This is a genomic window from Paenibacillus sp. F4, assembly GCF_002894905.1.
GTDB classification, from domain to species: domain Bacteria; phylum Bacillota; class Bacilli; order Paenibacillales; family Paenibacillaceae; genus Paenibacillus; species Paenibacillus polymyxa_B.
Genome location: NZ_POVS01000013.1, coordinates 391,841 through 408,858, shown reverse-complemented (window position 1 = coordinate 408,858; position 17,018 = coordinate 391,841). Strand labels below are relative to the sequence as shown.

Sequence of the window (17,018 nt, the reverse complement as noted above, 5' to 3'; positions counted from 1 at the left end):
CATTATCATTTTATTGGCCCAAAAACATCATTAGATGTTAACCTTCTGTGAACTCGCTGAGCGCATGACCATACTTTTCGTACTCGCCTCTTTGAATTTCAACCTCATAAATGACATCATTTCCATCATACTCTGTCAGCAGTACATCTCCGATTCGATAAAGCACCGAGGTTAAGTCTCCACGTTCCGCAGGAATGCGAAATCTCAGCGTATCACCGCTCAGATGCTCTTGAATCAGTTCACGAATACGCAGCAAATCCCCTTCATCAAAAGCGCTAATTTTCAAATAGCCCTCCCCAGAAGGAAGCATTTGGAGTTGCTCAGGGGTACAGGCATCTTTTTTGTTAAATAATACGATCTGAGGCTTGTCCGCAGCCCCTAGCTGTTGTAAGATCGTCTCTACAACTTTCATCTGTTCGTCTCGCATATCCGAAGACGCGTCTACGACATGCAAAATGAGATGAGCCTCATTTGCCTCCTCCAAAGTAGCACGGAAGGAAGCAACCAAATCATGAGGGAGATTTTGGATAAAACCGACCGTATCCGTAAGAATAACTTCTTTTCCACTCGGTAGCTCCATTGTTCTGGAGGTAGGATCCAGCGTCGCAAACAGTTGATTCTCAATATATACATCGGCTGCTGTCAGTTGCTTCAACAGCGTCGATTTGCCCGCATTGGTATAGCCAACAAGTGCAACCTGAACAATGCCGCTCTTTTGTCTGCGCTCCCTATGCAAATACCGGTGGCGGGTCACTTCCTCCAGTTGGCGTTTCAGATCACTGATTCGATCACGAATATGACGGCGGTCTGTCTCCAGCTTGCTTTCACCAGGACCACGTGTTCCGATTCCACCACCGAGACGCGAGAGATTTTTGCCATGTCCAGACAAACGTGGGAGTAAATATGACAACTGCGCCAGTTCAACCTGAATAATACCTTCCCGTGTTTTTGCACGTTGTGCAAAAATGTCCAGAATCAATTGTGTCCGGTCAATAATTTTGAGATCCAGACTTTCTTCCAGATTGCGTACTTGGGCCCCCGAGAGCTCCTGATCAAAAATAGCTGTATTCGCTCCCAATTCTTCAGCAACTGCACGCAATTCCTCTACTTTTCCTTTGCCAATAAACCATTTTGAATCCTTGGCTTCCTTATTCTGTGTCAGGACGCTCAGTACTTCAACTCCCGCTGTCTCAGCCAGTTTCACCAGCTCATCCAACGAGTATTCCGTATTGATGCCAGATCGTTTGACTTCATCCGTAATTAGACTGACCAGTACCGCCTTGTCCTGCATTTCGGTTTGTGTATCATGAGTGGAGTTCGCCATATTGTTTGCTCCTTTATTTTCATCTCAACTCTCGAACAGAGACCGACCTGATGTCCAGGCCGGCCCCCGTTCGATGTCATACAATTCGATGTGATTCAGATTCCTATTATCGCCTATCTTTTGTCCATTTTCAAATCCTCTGGACGCAGCGTCATCAATTCCTGCTTGCCGGGTTGCCCGCTCCTGTACTGATTGAGCAACCTGACAGCTTGGTGCCGAATCGCTTTTTCAATCACGTTACGAACATATCGTGCATTACTAAATGCATGAAGACTGTCATTACGCTCGTTTAGCAAATGCTCCTTCATTTTGAGTATGGACTGAGGCATGAGAATATAATCCCGCTCCTTGGCCATCATCTCGGAAATTTGGATGAGCTGATCCACAGTATAATCAGGAAAATCCAACTGGATTGGAAAGCGAGAAGGAAGACCAGGATTCGTTCGTAAAAAAAAGTCCATTTCCCCCGAGTATCCAGCGAGAATCAAAATAAATTGATTTTTTTGGTCTTCCATGGATTTTACCAAGGTATCAATCGCTTCTTTTCCAAAATCCTTTTCCCCTCCGCGTGCCAAACTGTAAGCCTCATCAATGAACAACACGCCGCCAAGAGATTTCTTTACCAGATCTCGCGTTTTTTGTGCCGTGTGGCCAATATACTCACCGACCAGATCAGCCCTCTCCACCTCAATCAGATGCCCCTTGCTCAGTACCCCCATTTTTTGCAGCATTTTAGCGATAATTCGGGCTACTGTCGTTTTCCCCGTACCTGGATTTCCTTTGAAAATCATGTGATATACGTGTGCATTGCTCAACAGTCCCGCATCCGTGCGCATATGGGCGATTTGCAAAAAGGCATATACCTCAAATACCAGGTCTTTGATGTTATCCAAGCCGACGAGATGATCGAGTTCTTTCTGAATTTCCTGATAAAGACTGAGATACTGCGGTAGCGCCTGTGACTTGGTTGAAGCCACTGCTTCCGTCTCGTCCACAGTCACCGAAGCTATCGGCTCCGGGCTACGCAGCACGACATTAATTTGTCTGGAAGGTCTCTCCTCCGACCGCTTGCCCGCGGCGATTCCCCGTCCGTTCATGCATCCATCACCTCAACATTTCTTCAGGCACAGCTTACCCTATTAATGTATTCGGTCTGGCATGTCCTTATTAGCATAAAAGCAACGGGAACGTGCACAAAGCCTTTTGTTTAATTCAGGCAACCCAAGTTTGAGCGCTGATCCACCACCGTTGTAGCGTCCATTTAGCGTATGCCAATACTTCTCTTGATTGGTGAATTGGCATATTCAGCACTTTAGATTCCGTCAGAGCCATCTGAGGATGATCAAACTTCAAGAATTGAGCAATCTCCATCGCCCGAGGGCCATGATAGCTATGTGTAATGATCACGGTGGAGGTCCATCCATATTCCTTCATGATGCGCTGGCTATAGAGCAGATTTTCGTAAGTACTGGTCGCATGGTTTTCCAACACAATATGCTGTAAAGGAACCCCTCTATCTACCAAATAGCGTTGCATGCCCTCAGCCTCTGTATACGGAAAATCTGGTTTATCCAGTCCCCCACTTACAATTAGACGCTGTACCGTCCCGTTGCGGTATAAGTGCAAGGCTTCTTCCAGCCTTTCCTTCAATCCGGGGCTGGGCTCAGCTCCCCACATAGAAGCACCTAGTACGATACCAATTTGCACTTGCTGGAGCGGAGTGGTAGAGGCGGCCGTATTCATGTTCCATACTCGGATACCTGCCCATACCAATCCGACCAAAATGAAAATCATCAAACAAAGTACAAGACGCTTGGATACCATAAATATTTTCTTAAGGCGACTCTGCCTGCTTTTCAACTCAGAACTTTTGGGCCCAGTATTTTTAATCCACTGCAAAACTTTCACCGTTCTCTCTTGAAATCACCGTTGTGAAACCATTCTGCCCGGTGTTTCAGCGACATTTTAAAATAGGGGAACACGTGGGCATCTATCTGATGTAACACATCAGCCGCCGTACGATTAGCCAATTCTGCCTCTTGCGTTGAGATATGCCCCCGTTGTAACGCCTCCTCCAATTCATCCTCATCCACTAGAAAGATTTCACCGTTTTTAAGCACCACAACATCCAAATACAAATCGTCAAACCAAGGGACTCCTTGATCGGTCACACCCTGATTTCGGCAGGTATCAATATACCATTCAACGATTTGCTCCCGATTGTCAAACATAGCAGTCACCACATAGTGCTCACCTTTTGGATAATATTGCAGCCAGGAATATCCTTTATCGGCTATGCAAAACGTATGACCACCGTAACTTTTCCATAACGGCTCCTTGAGACTCAAAATTGTATACAGGGTCACATATCCTGTAAACGCGTCACTTTCTACATACCGGCAAGCAAACTTGCGATTGGTGATTCTGCGCCAGTTGGCCCGGTCTCCGAATTTGCGCTTCATAAATGATGTTCCTCTCCAACATTGGTAAAACCAGCTTACCATATTTAAACTGTACACTCAAAAAGAACCCCTTTACCAAAGCAAAAAAAGGTATTCTCAGACCGTGAAACGGTCCGAAAATACCTTTGATTTGAAGCAAATTCAACTTACATAAAGCAATACTTGCTAATCCCGATTGTGACGTCCACGATTGGAGTTCGAATGACCGTTGGAATTGCCTTCTTGAGTTCCATCCGTTGTGACTTCAGTCGTAGATGCATCCGTATTTTCTGGATTCACCATAGTATCTTCATCAGAAATACCTGCATCCGGTGTAGTAGTCTGACCATTTTCCTGATTTGTATCGTTTCCATTGCCGGAATTGCTATTATTGTTGCCTGTGCCTCCAGCACCATTCCCACCAGTATCTCCAGGAGATGCCGGAACCTGACCTGAGCCATTATTGTTGTTGATACCGCCAGGAGGTGTATTTCCCTGATCTGTACCGTTTTGTCCGTCTGTAGCCCCACCATTATCCGGTAAGGTTCCATTCTCGTTTGGATCAGTCCCTGGCTGTGGATCAACCGGAGTAGTCTCCGACGGAATTTCCACACGGATCGTATTAGAAGCCTCGGATTCTTTACCATCCGCTCCATAAGCCACTACATAATATTCATACGTGTTTCCAGCTATAGGAGACGTATCTTCACCACTCGTGCCCTTCATGGCCTCCATGATTGTTGCAAAGCCTGCATCAGAAGTCCCTTTGCGATACACACGGTATTGTACATTATCCCCCGTCGCCGCAGTCCAGGACAACGATACAATTTGGGTGTCCTGACTATAAGACCCGCTCAGCCCGCTTGGAGCGGTAGCCTGAACCGGCTCTTCTGGCTTCTGCTCAACTGGTGGTTCATATCCCTTCGGCTCGCTGAATTGCGTAACCGGATGCCCCTTGAGAGCTTCACCCATGACCCTTCCGAAAAAGGCTGCCGACTGCCCACTGTAGTTTCTCAGCATATGTTTGCTGTCCGGCTTATCATAACCCATCCATACTGCTCCGGTATATTCTGGCGTATAACCGACAAACCAGATGTCCCGGTTACCACTGTTACCGCTAATTCCACTTTGGGTCGTACCCGTTTTACCAGCTACAGGCCAGTCAATACGTGCTTTGCGACCTGTGCCGCTATTGACTACATTTTGCATCATTTGAGTCATTTCAAAAGCTGTTTTTTCACTCATTACAGATTTAGATTCCTCTTCATGAGTATAAACTACCTGATCATCACTATTATTAATTTGTTTAATGGAATAAGCCTTTTGGAATTGTCCTTTATTGGCAAAAGCGCTGTAGGCCTGCGCCATTTCAAGGGTATTCGTTCCTTTGCTTAATCCACCCAATGCGATAGCAAGTGAGTGATCATTTTTGTCCATCGGAATGCCTACGCTCTCGGCAAATTGAACCCCTTTTTCCACACCGATTTGGTTCAGCAACCATACAGGCGGAATATTTTCAGACTTCGTAATGGCGTCGAGCATGCTGATGGTCGACGAGTAACCATGCAAGTTTTTCGGACTGTATCCGTTAAAACTCTGGCGTTCGTTACTCAAAGGGGTATCCATCGTAAACTTACCGGATTCAAGAGCTGGCGCATAGGCTACAATCGGCTTAAAGGCCGATCCTGGCTGTCTGCGGCTCTGTGTCGCACGATTGAAGGTTCCCTTTTTGTAATCCCGTCCGGGTGCCATCGCGGCAATTCCACCTGTCTGGTTGTTAATAATGACCATCGAGGCTTGAACAGGCTGATCGTCAGGACTTTTTTCGAACATGTCATCATCTGCCATCGCCTGATCCAGCGCATTTTGAGCCTGGGCATCCATTGTCGTATGAATCTTATAACCACCAATAATCAAATCATTGCCGCTAACTCCTGGCAGTGCATCCTCTGCCTCATCCATGACGTATTCCATAAAATTTTGATACTTTTGAACTTTTTCCGGTTGTTTATAATTGTAATTTACAGCCTTGGCCTCTTCCATCTCTTGCTTTCCAATCATTCCCTGCTCAAACATCAGCTGGAGTACCACTGCACGCCGTGCCTTCGAGTTCTCCGGATTACTTATTGGATTATACTTGGATGGCCCTTTCGGAATAGCTGCCAGTGTAGCGACCTGCCACAACTTTAAGTCATTTAAATTTGTCACTCCAAAATAGCCTTCCGACGCTGCCTTAATTCCAGAATACGAGCGTCCAAACCAAATCCGGTTCAGGTAGAGTGTAATAATTTCATCTTTAGTCAAATTCCGCTCCAGCGCCATTGCGATGGATACCTCTGTCGCTTTACGGAAAAAGGTTTTGTCACGTGTCAAAAACAAGTTTTTGGCCAGCTGCTGAGTCAGCGTACTGCCGCCCTCCACTGCCGAACGGGCCACGATATCCTTAACGGCTGCCCGGCCGATAGACCAAATATCAACCCCTTGATGCTCCATAAAACGCTTATCCTCGGTTGCGATAAATGCTTTTTTGAGCAGGTCTGGTATTTCTTCACTTTTAACAGGATCGCTTTTTTGCACAGACAACTCACCCATGAGCACACCGTTGCGGTCATAAACCTTCGATGTCTCGTTCACTGTAATTTTGTCTTTGTTGGCTTTGTAAATTTTTTCGCCATTGACCATGACAAATAAATATCCACTAAGTGCACAGAATATGGCTAAGGCCGCTGTAATAAATAGCGTCCACCCTACTCGCTTACCTGTTATTTTCTTTTTCTTGCCCTTCGGCTTCTCTTTAGATGTGTTTCTATTGCGATTGCCGGATCTGGACAATGAATCGTTTGGCATTCCCCTTACTCCCTTTCGCGAATAATCATATGATACCTAACATAAGCCTAAAGCTTGCTGTCGGCAGCATGAAAGTAAACGGAATGAAAAGAACAACCCTGATCAGGTTGCTCCCGGTCACATTCCTATACAGTTAGACGAGACGGACGCCTGAAAAGTTTCATGAACCCGGGCGACCGTCAAGCCGTAATCAGTTATCGCTAGCGTTATCCTGTTGCTGTACAAGCGATACATTGCGTTGCGGTGTAAAGGTGGAGATGGCATGCTTGTAAATCAGCTGTTGCTTTCCATCCGAGTCGATAACAATCGTAAAATTGTCAAATGCTTTAATCGTCCCTCGCACCTGAAATCCATTGATGAGGTATACCGTTACAGGTATAGAATCCTTGCGCAATTGATTCAGAAACGTATCTTGGATATTAATGGACTTGTTCATTTTAGCCGTACCCCCAATAATCATTTGGATTGTTTTGAAGTATATTCAAGGTCTGTCCGGAACTTTCCTGCTATAATTTCGTGTATTCGGGCTGCATGAGCAGAAAAATTTCCGAAATCAGTGACATCTACCCACTGGATATCCTTCATATGGCGAAACCACGAGAGCTGTCGCTTCGCAAAATGACGCGTATCCCGTTTTAGCCAAGTCACCGCCTCTTCCAAAGACACCTCTCCCCGCAGGTAGGAGGATATCTCTTTATAGCCTAGACCTTGCATGGAGATGGCATCGCTTCGCACTCCCCGTTCCATTAAGGAGGTTACCTCAGCAACAAGCCCTTGATCGAGCATCCCGTCAATTCGGTCTTCAATACGTTTATATAGCATTTGCCTATCCATTGTCAAACCTACGATGCAGAGTTGGTAGGGAGATTCCTTTTTTTGACTGGCAAGTTGAGAGCTAAGTGTCGTTCCGCTAACATGGTAAATTTCCAGTGCACGAACGACACGACGACGATCATTAGGATGCAGACGAAGTGCACTTTCAGGATCAACCGCCTGTAGACGCGCATGAAGCGCATCAGCTCCAAACTGTTCAGCATAGTCAAGCTGTTCCTGACGAAAAGCTTCGTCAGCCCCCACCTCGGAAAACTGGTATTCATAGCAGACTGATTCTACATATAAACCTGTTCCGCCTACGATAAACGGTAGCTTTCCTCTAGATTGAATATCAGGTATGAGACGACGACAGTCTTCCTGAAATCGGGCTACTGAATATGGGTATTCAGGCTCATGAATATCAATTAAATGGTGCTTGATTCCTTCCATTTCCTGTTCGGAAATTTTGGCAGTTCCAACGTCCATATGACGGTATACCTGCATGGAATCCCCGGAAATAATTTCCGCGTCAAATTGTCGTGCCATCTCGATGCTTAGTTTCGTCTTGCCAACCGCAGTCGGGCCAACAAGAACAAGTAGTTTAGGCTTAGCTGCCACTGTCAATATCAATCACTCCGTACACTGTTTTCGTTGTGCCCCGCTGCTCTACACGGAAGCCGAGGCGGGCAAATTCCCCGCTACCCCGTTTTTCTTTTAATACAATTGTTTTTCGTGCAATCCGTTTGGCATGAACAATACTTTCCTCATTCAACGCGTCTGGATTAGCCAACCCTCTCAATGGACCGATTGCGCTGGAATCGAGCAATGGATCACGGAACATAGGGTCAAAATAAATAATATCTATACTGCGATCAGGCAAACTACGCAAATAGTCCAAATGATGACCAAAACGAACGTCAATGTTGGAAAAGGCCTGATCTACTTCAGCGTTGCCGGAACGGTAATGCCTCATTCCATCCTTGATTAAAGCATAGACGGGAAAAGAACTCTCCACAGCCGTGACTTGTCCAGAGCTTCCCGTTCCAATTGAAAATAGAAGAGAATCCGTACCAAGTCCTGCGGTGCAATCCAGCACAGTATCACCCGGGACGAGCCGGGCAGCCGTCAACATTGGGTCAGGTTCACCCTTTAATACCCGTTTGGCGCGAATGAAGCCCATACTCGGGTGAAAAACCATCGGTGATTGTTCTGGACTAATCAGCCTCACTCCGCCCTGCACCAGAACCAACGCTTGACGGACTCTGTGAGCTGCGATTAGCTTAGCTACCGATATGCCACGACGAGGGGCATACAGCACCCCTAACTCGGCTGCGAGCAGCTTCGCTCGCTCCACAACCTCAGCCGAGGGGGAATCCCCTGTCGTGACCAGTAATTCGACTTGCTTCTCCCGTAGGACCGACTGCTCTTCTTCTTCACGTTTTTCCCGATCCTGCAACATATATATACTCCCTTACATTACTCTTTTAAACAGCTTCTCTAAATCATATGTGGAAAAGGAAACCACAATAGGTCGTCCATGAGGGCAAGTATATGGTTGTTTGCACGCTGCCAAACGCTCTAGCAGTACGATAGCCTGTTGGTCAGTCAGCTTCTGGTTTGCCTTAATCGAAGCCCGGCAGGAGCACATGATTGAGGCTGCTTCCCGCAGCTTAGCAAGATCAATGGCTCTTTCCTCCAGCACCCATCCGGCCATTTCCTCAATGACATCCGCTTCTTCCCCTTGGGGAAGCCAGTACGGGTAAGAGCTGACACGGAAGGTTTGACCGCCAAAATGCTCCAAATACACCCCCGCCTGCTCAAACCAGTGCAGCCTTGTTTTCAACTTTTCTGTCTCGGAAGGCGTAAAATCCAGTGTAATTGGCAGTAGCAACTCCTGCGATACTGACTCGGGATTACCGAATTTTTCATAATAAAATTCATAATTGACTCGTTCATGTGCGGCATGTTGATCAATTAAATACAAGCCCTGGTCGTTCTGTGCAATCAGATATGTCCCGTGGTGCTGACCGATTAAATTCAGTTCAGGAAAAGTGGGCAACTCTGGAACTTCTCCCGACACCGCTGCCAATTGCTCTGCATTTAGACGTTGCTGGCGAGGCTTCTGATCCGCGAAATGACGGGAATCCGTAGCTTGTTCTGCAATCGGTGGCACAGAAGATGGGTAAGCAGCAGAAGCAGCCGTTTCCTGTATCCCCCCGCTGTATAAAGAAGATGTGCCTATTGCGGCATTACCTCCTTCGGACGACTGTACAGGCGCCTCATCAAGGAGCGGAACGTCCCCTCTAACTTCACTCCCGTTGTTTTCTTCCACAAAATCTGCATCCAGTTCATCATCAGTAATACTTTTACCTGAAAGTTTGTTTGCCCGTCCAATGGCTGAGAGGCTATCCCTGCTCGGACGTTGCTCACGCTCCTGGCTACCTCTGTTATTCTCTTCGTTTCTGTTCAAGTAATTGGATTGGCCCGGTACCTGGTTCTCCGACGAGGTCACGGAAAGTGGCAGTGCTCCCCCCCGGTCTTTGCCGGAAGGAGCATCCCCTTCCGCACCATTTCCCTTCGAGAAGTGAAACTGCTCCTGCACAAACGAGCCACTGTCCTTGCCACCGATCTCGCGCTTGACTGCCTTCGGAATCAGCACTTGCTGCCCTAAAACAGCTTTTACCGAATCTTCAACCAGCTGAAACAGTTCAGCTTCTTTGCTGAACCTTACCTCCAGCTTGGCGGGATGAACGTTAACATCCACCAAAGAAGGATGCATTTCCAGTTGGATCACAGCCAGCGGAAAACGATTGATCGGCAACAAGGTATGATACGCCTTGAGCAACGCCTGATTAAGCCCGTAGCTTCGCACAAAACGTCCATTCACTACCGTCGAGATCGCATTTCGATTTGATCTCGTCCACTCTGGACGGCTGACATAGCCGCTAATTTGGTAATCGAGGCTCTCTCCTTCCAGCAGCAGCATGGATTTCGCCGCAGAAGTTCCGTAAATAGCGGCAATCACCTGCAGCAAATCACCATTACCCAGCGTTTGCAACAATGTATTGCCATTATGCCGCAATGTGAAGGCAACTTCCGGGTGCGAAAGCGCCATTCGGTACAATACATCCGAAATGTGTCCCAGCTCGGTCTGGATTGTTTTCATATATTTCAGCCGTGCAGGTGTATTATAAAACAGCTCCCGTACGGTAAAATCCGTCCCTTGTCTACTAGCGGCATCCTCGTGAAGCACCAGCTTACCGCCCTCAATCACCAATTTACGGGCACGCCCGTCATCTCCGGCTGCTGTAAGCAGCTCTACTTTCGATACAGCCGCTATACTTGGCAAGGCCTCTCCCCGGAAGCCGAGACTTGTGATCTGAAACAGGTCGCGACCATGTCCAATTTTGCTTGTCGCGTGCCGATAGAATGCCGTTTCCACGTCTTCAGGCTCAATGCCACTTCCATTATCCGTCACCCGAATACTTTGCAGACCGCCCTCTTCTACCCATACGTCCACCCGCGTACCGCCTGCATCAATCGCATTTTCCACCAGCTCCTTCACGACGGAGGCTGGACGTTCCACGACCTCACCGGCAGCAATCTGGTTCGCAATATGTTCATCCAGTACCCGAATTTTAGACATCCTTTTAACCTCCTCCTGACTTCAAAGTGTGATGAAAAATAAGAATAATGTCACCTATTTTAACTACAGGCCATTGGCCTTGTTTTTAAGATCATTTAATAGCTGCATTGCCTGTAAGGGAGTCATATTCATGACATCAGCGTTTTTCACCTTACGCAAAATTTGGCGCACAATCGGATTAGCCTCAACGGTCTCTGCATGTGGCTTGGAGGAGGCAAGCTCCTGCTCTCCGAAAATGGACAGCTGTACCACTTCAGTTGCTCCTTGCTCCAACGTGCTGGAAGCTTCCACAGTCTGAAGAGTATCTTCTTTTACCAAGGTGGCCTGCTGTGATAAAGACTGAGCTGATGATGCATTTTCTCTGCTTTCTCGCAATGTCTGGCCTGAATTATATTCGGTCAAAGAAGAAATATCTTCCGTCCCTGAAACTGTACGAAGATCAGTCCCTTCCTTCCCTCCTACTACTATCTCGGTACCTGCCGTTACTTGAGCCGCTGCCTGTTCAAAACCATTCAGCAGTCCATTCGCTCGCTCAATAATGTTATTGGGCAAGCCTGCAAGCCGAGCACAATAAATCCCATAGCTACTGCTAGCCGCTCCTGGTATGAGCTTACGCAGGAAATTCACCTTGTCGCCGCTTTCCTGCACGGCCATAGAGTAATTTCGCAGCGAAGACAGTCCTTGCTCCAAATGCGCCAGCTCATGGAAATGCGTGGATACCAGCGCCTTACAGCCGATCGTGTCATGGACAAATTCGATGACTGCCTGTGCAATTGCCATCCCTTCACTGGTGGACGTACCTCGTCCCAGTTCATCAATAATGATCAAGCTTCGCGGAGTTGCCTTGTCCGTCATTACTTGGATATCTGCCATTTCGACCATAAACGTACTCTGCCCGCCGATGAGATCATCCGCCGCGCCGATCCGTGTGAAAATGCGATCCAGCATCGGCACCTTGGCACGTGCAGCAGGGACAAAGCAGCCAATTTGAGCCATAATTGCAATAAGCGCGACCTGACGCATATACGTACTTTTCCCAGCCATATTCGGCCCGGTGATAAGTAGAATATGCGCATCCGCTTCCTCCAACACCGTGCTGTTGGCAATAAAACCGCCATCTTTCATTACAGCTTCCACCACGGGATGGCGCCCCTGCTCCACTACGAAATCATATCCTGTAGTCAGCTCAGGTTTCACGAATCCCCGTTCCGCACTAACCGATGCCAGCGACTGATACACGTCAATTTCAGCCACTTGCTCTGCCAGCTTTTGCAAACGGGGAATTTCAGCGTTCAGTTTACTGCGAAGCTCGGAGAAAAGCGTGTACTCCAGATCAACCATTTTATCCTCGGCTTCCAGAATTAGAGATTCCTTTTCCTTCAACTCCGGTGTAATATACCGTTCCGCATTTGCCAACGTCTGTTTGCGTTCATATCGACCTTCTGGTAATGAAGACAAATTGGATTTGGTCACCTCGATATAATAACCAAATACTTTGTTGTATCCAATTTTAAGTGACCGAATGCCGGTTGCTGCACGTTCCTTGGCCTCTAGCTCAGCGATCCAACGTTTACCGTTCACACTCGCCTCGCGCAGTTCGTCCAGACGCTGATGGTAGCCTTCCTTAATAAGGCCTCCATCCCTTACGGAAATTGGCGGTTCATCTGCCACCGCTTCCTCAATCAACGCACACAGGTCTGTACAGCTATCCAGCGTTTGTGCAATCCGTCTCAGCGTCTTCGAAGGAGATTCAGCGCACAGCTCGCGTAAAGAAGGAATTTGGGCCAGCGACAGCTTGAGAGCGATCAGATCACGTGCATTAGCACTACCAAAGGCGATCCGCCCAACTAGACGCTCCAGATCGTAAATCTCTTTAAGCTGAGCACGTACATCTTCTCGGAAAATAAACTGGTGGTATAGCTTGTCCACCGCCTCCAAGCGTTCCTCAATAAGACTGCTACTCAACAGTGGCTTGTCAATCCAACGACGCAACAGACGCGCTCCCATGGAAGTCTCTGTGCGATCCAACAGCCACAGCAGCGAGCCTTTCTTGGAGCGTTCCCGTACCGTCTCCACCAGTTCCAGATTCCTGCGGGTAAATGGATCCAGAATCATAAAATGGTTTGGCTCATATACCGAGATTTGGGTCAATTGGCCTAACGATCTTTTTTGCGTTTCATTCAAATAGGAAATCAGGCGCGATACGCACCGTCTGCGTTCCTCCGTAAGCCTTGCCCACGTGGCTTCCCCAAATTGATCCCGAACCAAATCATCCTTGGATTTGTCCCAGGCCGTATACACAACACGCCGTCCAACGGGGGACATACGGGATGTCACAAAATCCAGCAGATGACCATCTCCCAACATTTCGGAAGGCTCATAAATGTTAATTTCATCTAGTAGCCATTCTTTCGAATCAGGCACAGAGGTCACATACAATTCACCTGTTGACAAGTCGCACGCCGCAAGCGCCAGCATCCCGTCCGTCTCTGTGACACATACCATGTAGTTGTTGGATTTGTCACCCAGCACCTTGCCTTCCATTACCGTTCCCGGGGTCACAACGCGGACAATATCCCGCCGCACCATCCCCTTCGTAGCTGAGGCTTCCTCCATTTGCTCACAGATGGCCACCTTATAACCCTTCTCAATGAGGCGCTGTATGTAATTTTCAGCTGAATGATAAGGCACGCCGCACATCGGAATTTTTTCCGTGGCGCCACCCTCACGACCCGTAAGTGTAATTTCCAGCTCCTTGGATGCAAGAATTGCATCATCGAAAAACATCTCGTAAAAATCTCCCAGACGGAAAAACAAAAATGCATCTTTAGCCTGCTCTTTTATGGATAAATACTGCTCAATCATCGGTGTATATTTGGACATACCGTTTACTAACCCCCACACTTTGTTCCGATTAAACTTATAATTATCTCTCATTATATCAAAAATGACAGTCGATAACATGAAACCATTCCGGGTGTCGACACTTGATTTTACGTAAGCTTCCAATACGGGCGCAAATCCCGTGATTCATCCCAATGCTTCCCCTTGCGGAGGCTGTCCAGCAATGGCGCTATATAAGCCTCATATTGCGAGTATATTTCCAGTGAAACCATATCCAAAATAAGAGGTTCCATATACCCCTTAAGCACAGATTGATTTCCTTCATAAAAAGCTCTGTGAGCCTCCTCCTCACCCAGCGGTCTACGTTGCAAACGCGGATATTGAGAAGCAATGAGAAACGCCATTCCAATCACACCTTTCGCCAGCTGTGGCGAGATAAGAAAACTGGGCAGTGTACGATATTCAAAGCCTCCATACGACTGACGGCGAAAATCACCCAAATTGCCATAATACGGTCTGCGCCGGGCCGCACGCTTGTCTTCTAATAGCGCCAAAGGCAGTGCCATATAGTTATCCAGTGCCCGGAGCAAGGCACCGTTTAGCGAAACCCCGCTAAAATGCAGATGTCCGCCCAGCGGAAAACCTGGTTGCGGCATCCCCCCTGCCTGCCAGATGAGTGTGCGGTCGGCAATGCGCCGGGCTGCTGTTGCAAAAGCTTGACGCAGATGCTTCAGCAGACGGGCCGGATCTCCACTCGGCGCAGGACGAAGCTCAGCGACTGGATACAGTGTTCGTCCTCGACGAGTAACAGCATCGCAGCCGGCTATGCCGAGACGACCCAAATATCTTGAGGCCGGAACGACCCGTCCCTCTGGCATACGAACCAGCACAAATTCAGGGTCCATTCCGATGAGTAGTCGATCTCTCCCCCGTTGCGCTGAAAGATTCTCCCCCTCAATATCCCCTTCGCGCGCAGCAATTTCATATAGCGTGGCCAAACGTCTATCGTTCAGCCATGGCTGTGCCGAGACTTCGCGCACCTGACAGCTGCGCTCCCCCAACGGCGTCAGTACCACCTCACCACTGTCCAAACCCAGTGTGTACAACGCACGTACAGCCAGCCGCTCCATCCGGACATAGAGCGGTGAATGTTGATCCAGTTCAGACAGATCGTATGCGCGGACTTTGGAAGGGCCTTCGATGGCACGTCTACGAATTTCCAACACTCGCAGTTGATGGATTTGCACCGCGTAGCCTATCGCAAAATCTGCTATACTGCTACCCATCCACTGCACCGCTATGCCTGAACGCTCCAGTCTACGCTTTTTTTCATCATTTGGCATCTGTCTGAAGCGTATGAGCGCCTGTCCCGGCTGCTGCATCATATTCCCCCCTACGGACTACGTACGGATTTCAACCCAATTTCAACCCACAACAAAAAAGGAGGGCCTTTGCCCCCTGCGCAGAATCAGCCGGCGCAAAGAGTAAAGCGGCCCTCTTTTTGGTTACTTCTGTCAGAGCTCGTCGTCAATGAGGTCGGGGTCGAGCTCCTCATAGTCCCCCTCTTCCGCTCCAAAATCAAAGTCTTTTTCAAAATCATCGCTGCTACCATTCGGGAATACTTCTACAACAATCTTCGTTTCCGCCACCAGCTCCACCGCAAATTCCCGCTCGACCCGGATCATTACGCTGCCACCTCCAGAAGACACACTGGCCTCGACGCAACTCGGCTCCTGTGTAGCTTCGGCGGATACTTCCACTGTAGACGCCCGGTGCTTCGGATCAAGATACGAGAGCGGCACATTTTCTACGTACGACACCGTTTCCTTGGCCACATCGGTCTGCGAGTTTTTATCGTATGAGTACCAAATATTGATATCATACGTCCCGACGACCTCAATGCCGTCCCCCGCCGCCACAGCTTCATACTGGTGGTTAATAATCCATGCCCCTAAAATGCTCGTTGGATTATTCGGCGGAGTTACGGTATGGGTTACGGTAGAGAATCTGCGACCTTTACCACAGATCGCTTTGGTAATAATCTCTCTACGATTTTTATGACTTAATGCCATTCTTGAACCTCCTCCATACAATCAATCATTCCATACATATGTATGCAGGTTGTGGGCGAATGTTGAGTGAATAGGCGAAAAGGAAAAAATATTATTTGTATAAGCATATGCCGCGATGGCTTGAACTCATGCACGCCAATGTGTTACATGCTGCTCAACGATCTGTAAAAATTCGCTAAGAGCCGGGGATTTCCACTTTTTCGTGTGATAAGCGACCTGTGTAGCCACCTGCTGTTCACTGTCATCCCAGGCTAAACGCGCCATTTTACCTTCTCTCAGCTCATTTTGTACCGTTACCAGCGGAAGCAGCGCAATACCCAATCCAGCCATGACACACTGCTTGATGGCTTCAATACTCCAAAATTCCAGGCTAGGGTCTGAAAAAATTCCGTGTTTATTCAAATACTGCTCAAAAAGGATACGGTACGTACATCCTGCCTCCGTATGCAAAATGGTTTCATCCTTCAAGTCGGCAGGCTCTACCCGGGTATAGGTAACCAGCGAATGCTTAAGTGGAGCAACCAAGGCCATCGGCTCATGAATAAGCGTGGTGACATTCAGTTCTCTATCCTCCGTCTCAGGCTGAAGCAAAAAAGCCAAATCCAGCTCACCGGAACGGATCAAATCGCGTAATTCCCAGCATTCGCCGGGTTTAAGGACAATTTTAACCTTCGGATACCGTTCTCTGTACTCACGGATCAGACTTGGTAGACGAAAAGCGGCCAGAGACTCTGGTGCTCCTATTTTCAGCGTGCCTGCCAATTCCGTTTCTGAACGAAGCGCATCCTTAGCCATAGCATGCATCTTGGAAATTTCCTGCGCATAGGGCAGCAGACGTCGTCCGGCATCCGTCAGCATGATTTTTTTGCCAATGCGATCAAAAAGCGGCGTACCCAACTCCGTCTCTAGCGCTTGAATTTGAGCAGTGATACTCGACTGTGCATAATCCAGTATACGCGCTGCTCGCGTAAAACTGCCTGCCTCAACTACATTTAAAAAGGTAAACAAATGCCGCGATTCCATATTCCACT

General features: G+C 48.0%; 13 protein-coding genes. All 13 read right to left on the bottom strand.

Annotation, left to right across the window (positions count from 1 at the left end; translation table 11 throughout):
• Positions 1-37 precede the first annotated feature (37 nt).
• A complete protein-coding gene (gene hflX / locus C1T21_RS15100; protein WP_103048820.1) occupies positions 38-1,324 on the bottom strand; it encodes a GTPase HflX in 1,287 nt (428 codons plus the stop codon).
• Between the two features lie 113 nt (positions 1,325-1,437).
• The gene (locus C1T21_RS15095; protein ID WP_103048819.1) at positions 1,438-2,421 is read right to left on the bottom strand and encodes an AAA family ATPase; all 984 of its coding nucleotides are present in this window, start codon (positions 2,419-2,421) and stop codon (positions 1,438-1,440) included.
• A 115-nt stretch (positions 2,422-2,536) separates the two neighbouring features.
• Positions 2,537-3,232 (bottom strand): YdcF family protein, encoded by a 696-nt coding sequence (locus C1T21_RS15090; protein ID WP_103048818.1) that lies wholly within the window; start codon positions 3,230-3,232, stop codon positions 2,537-2,539.
• Positions 3,229-3,786 carry a ribonuclease FAU-1 family protein gene (locus tag C1T21_RS15085; protein WP_013310580.1) on the bottom strand — a complete coding sequence of 186 codons (558 nt, stop codon included), beginning with the start codon at positions 3,784-3,786 and terminating at the stop codon, positions 3,229-3,231. Before C1T21_RS15085 ends, C1T21_RS15090 begins: the two co-directional genes overlap by 4 nt.
• A 165-nt stretch (positions 3,787-3,951) precedes the next feature.
• Positions 3,952-6,612, bottom strand: a complete 2,661-nt coding sequence (locus C1T21_RS15080; protein ID WP_103048817.1) for a PBP1A family penicillin-binding protein — start codon at positions 6,610-6,612, stop codon at positions 3,952-3,954.
• A gap of 190 nt (positions 6,613-6,802) precedes the next feature.
• Complete coding sequence (gene hfq, locus C1T21_RS15075; protein ID WP_023989043.1) at positions 6,803-7,048, bottom strand: RNA chaperone Hfq; 246 nt, start codon at positions 7,046-7,048, stop codon at positions 6,803-6,805.
• A gap of 20 nt (positions 7,049-7,068) precedes the next feature.
• Positions 7,069-8,049: a tRNA (adenosine(37)-N6)-dimethylallyltransferase MiaA gene (gene miaA / locus C1T21_RS15070; protein ID WP_103048816.1), complete on the bottom strand. Its 981-nt coding sequence runs from the start codon at positions 8,047-8,049 to the stop codon at positions 7,069-7,071.
• Positions 8,033-8,884 (bottom strand): class I SAM-dependent methyltransferase, encoded by an 852-nt coding sequence (locus C1T21_RS15065; protein ID WP_103048815.1) that lies wholly within the window; start codon positions 8,882-8,884, stop codon positions 8,033-8,035. The genes miaA and C1T21_RS15065 overlap by 17 nt, the downstream gene beginning before the upstream one ends.
• A 12-nt stretch (positions 8,885-8,896) precedes the next feature.
• A complete protein-coding gene (gene mutL / locus C1T21_RS15060) occupies positions 8,897-11,071 on the bottom strand; it encodes a DNA mismatch repair endonuclease MutL (protein WP_103048814.1) in 2,175 nt (724 codons plus the stop codon).
• 63 nt (positions 11,072-11,134) lie between these two features.
• Positions 11,135-13,954, bottom strand: coding sequence for a DNA mismatch repair protein MutS (gene mutS / locus C1T21_RS15055; RefSeq protein ID WP_103048813.1), 2,820 nt, complete (start codon positions 13,952-13,954; stop codon positions 11,135-11,137).
• 110 nt (positions 13,955-14,064) lie between these two features.
• Positions 14,065-15,300 carry a putative amidoligase domain-containing protein gene (locus tag C1T21_RS15050; RefSeq protein WP_103048812.1) on the bottom strand — a complete coding sequence of 412 codons (1,236 nt, stop codon included), beginning with the start codon at positions 15,298-15,300 and terminating at the stop codon, positions 14,065-14,067.
• A 129-nt stretch (positions 15,301-15,429) separates the two neighbouring features.
• Positions 15,430-15,987, bottom strand: a complete 558-nt coding sequence (locus C1T21_RS15045) for an outer spore coat protein CotE (RefSeq protein WP_061831597.1) — start codon at positions 15,985-15,987, stop codon at positions 15,430-15,432.
• Between the two features lie 126 nt (positions 15,988-16,113).
• Positions 16,114-17,010, bottom strand: coding sequence for a LysR family transcriptional regulator (locus C1T21_RS15040; protein ID WP_028540705.1), 897 nt, complete (start codon positions 17,008-17,010; stop codon positions 16,114-16,116).
• Positions 17,011-17,018: the final 8 nt, after the last annotated feature.

Excerpts from the sequence above, each read along its gene's own strand:
- C1T21_RS15040 (WP_028540705.1), bottom strand. The coding sequence starts at position 17,010 with ATGGAATCGCGGCATTTGTTTACCTTTTTAAATGTAGTTGAGGCAGGC.
- C1T21_RS15065 (WP_103048815.1), bottom strand. The coding sequence starts at position 8,884 with ATGTTGCAGGATCGGGAAAAACGTGAAGAAGAAGAGCAGTCGGTCCTA.
- C1T21_RS15085 (WP_013310580.1), bottom strand. The coding sequence starts at position 3,786 with ATGAAGCGCAAATTCGGAGACCGGGCCAACTGGCGCAGAATCACCAAT.
- C1T21_RS15080 (WP_103048817.1), bottom strand. The coding sequence starts at position 6,612 with ATGCCAAACGATTCATTGTCCAGATCCGGCAATCGCAATAGAAACACA.
- C1T21_RS15050 (WP_103048812.1), bottom strand. The coding sequence starts at position 15,300 with ATGATGCAGCAGCCGGGACAGGCGCTCATACGCTTCAGACAGATGCCA.
- hfq (WP_023989043.1), bottom strand. The coding sequence starts at position 7,048 with ATGAACAAGTCCATTAATATCCAAGATACGTTTCTGAATCAATTGCGC.
- C1T21_RS15095 (WP_103048819.1), bottom strand. The coding sequence starts at position 2,421 with ATGAACGGACGGGGAATCGCCGCGGGCAAGCGGTCGGAGGAGAGACCT.
- C1T21_RS15045 (WP_061831597.1), bottom strand. The coding sequence starts at position 15,987 with ATGGCATTAAGTCATAAAAATCGTAGAGAGATTATTACCAAAGCGATC.
- mutS (WP_103048813.1), bottom strand. The coding sequence starts at position 13,954 with ATGTCCAAATATACACCGATGATTGAGCAGTATTTATCCATAAAAGAG.
- hflX (WP_103048820.1), bottom strand. The coding sequence starts at position 1,324 with ATGGCGAACTCCACTCATGATACACAAACCGAAATGCAGGACAAGGCG.
- mutL (WP_103048814.1), bottom strand. The coding sequence starts at position 11,071 with ATGTCTAAAATTCGGGTACTGGATGAACATATTGCGAACCAGATTGCT.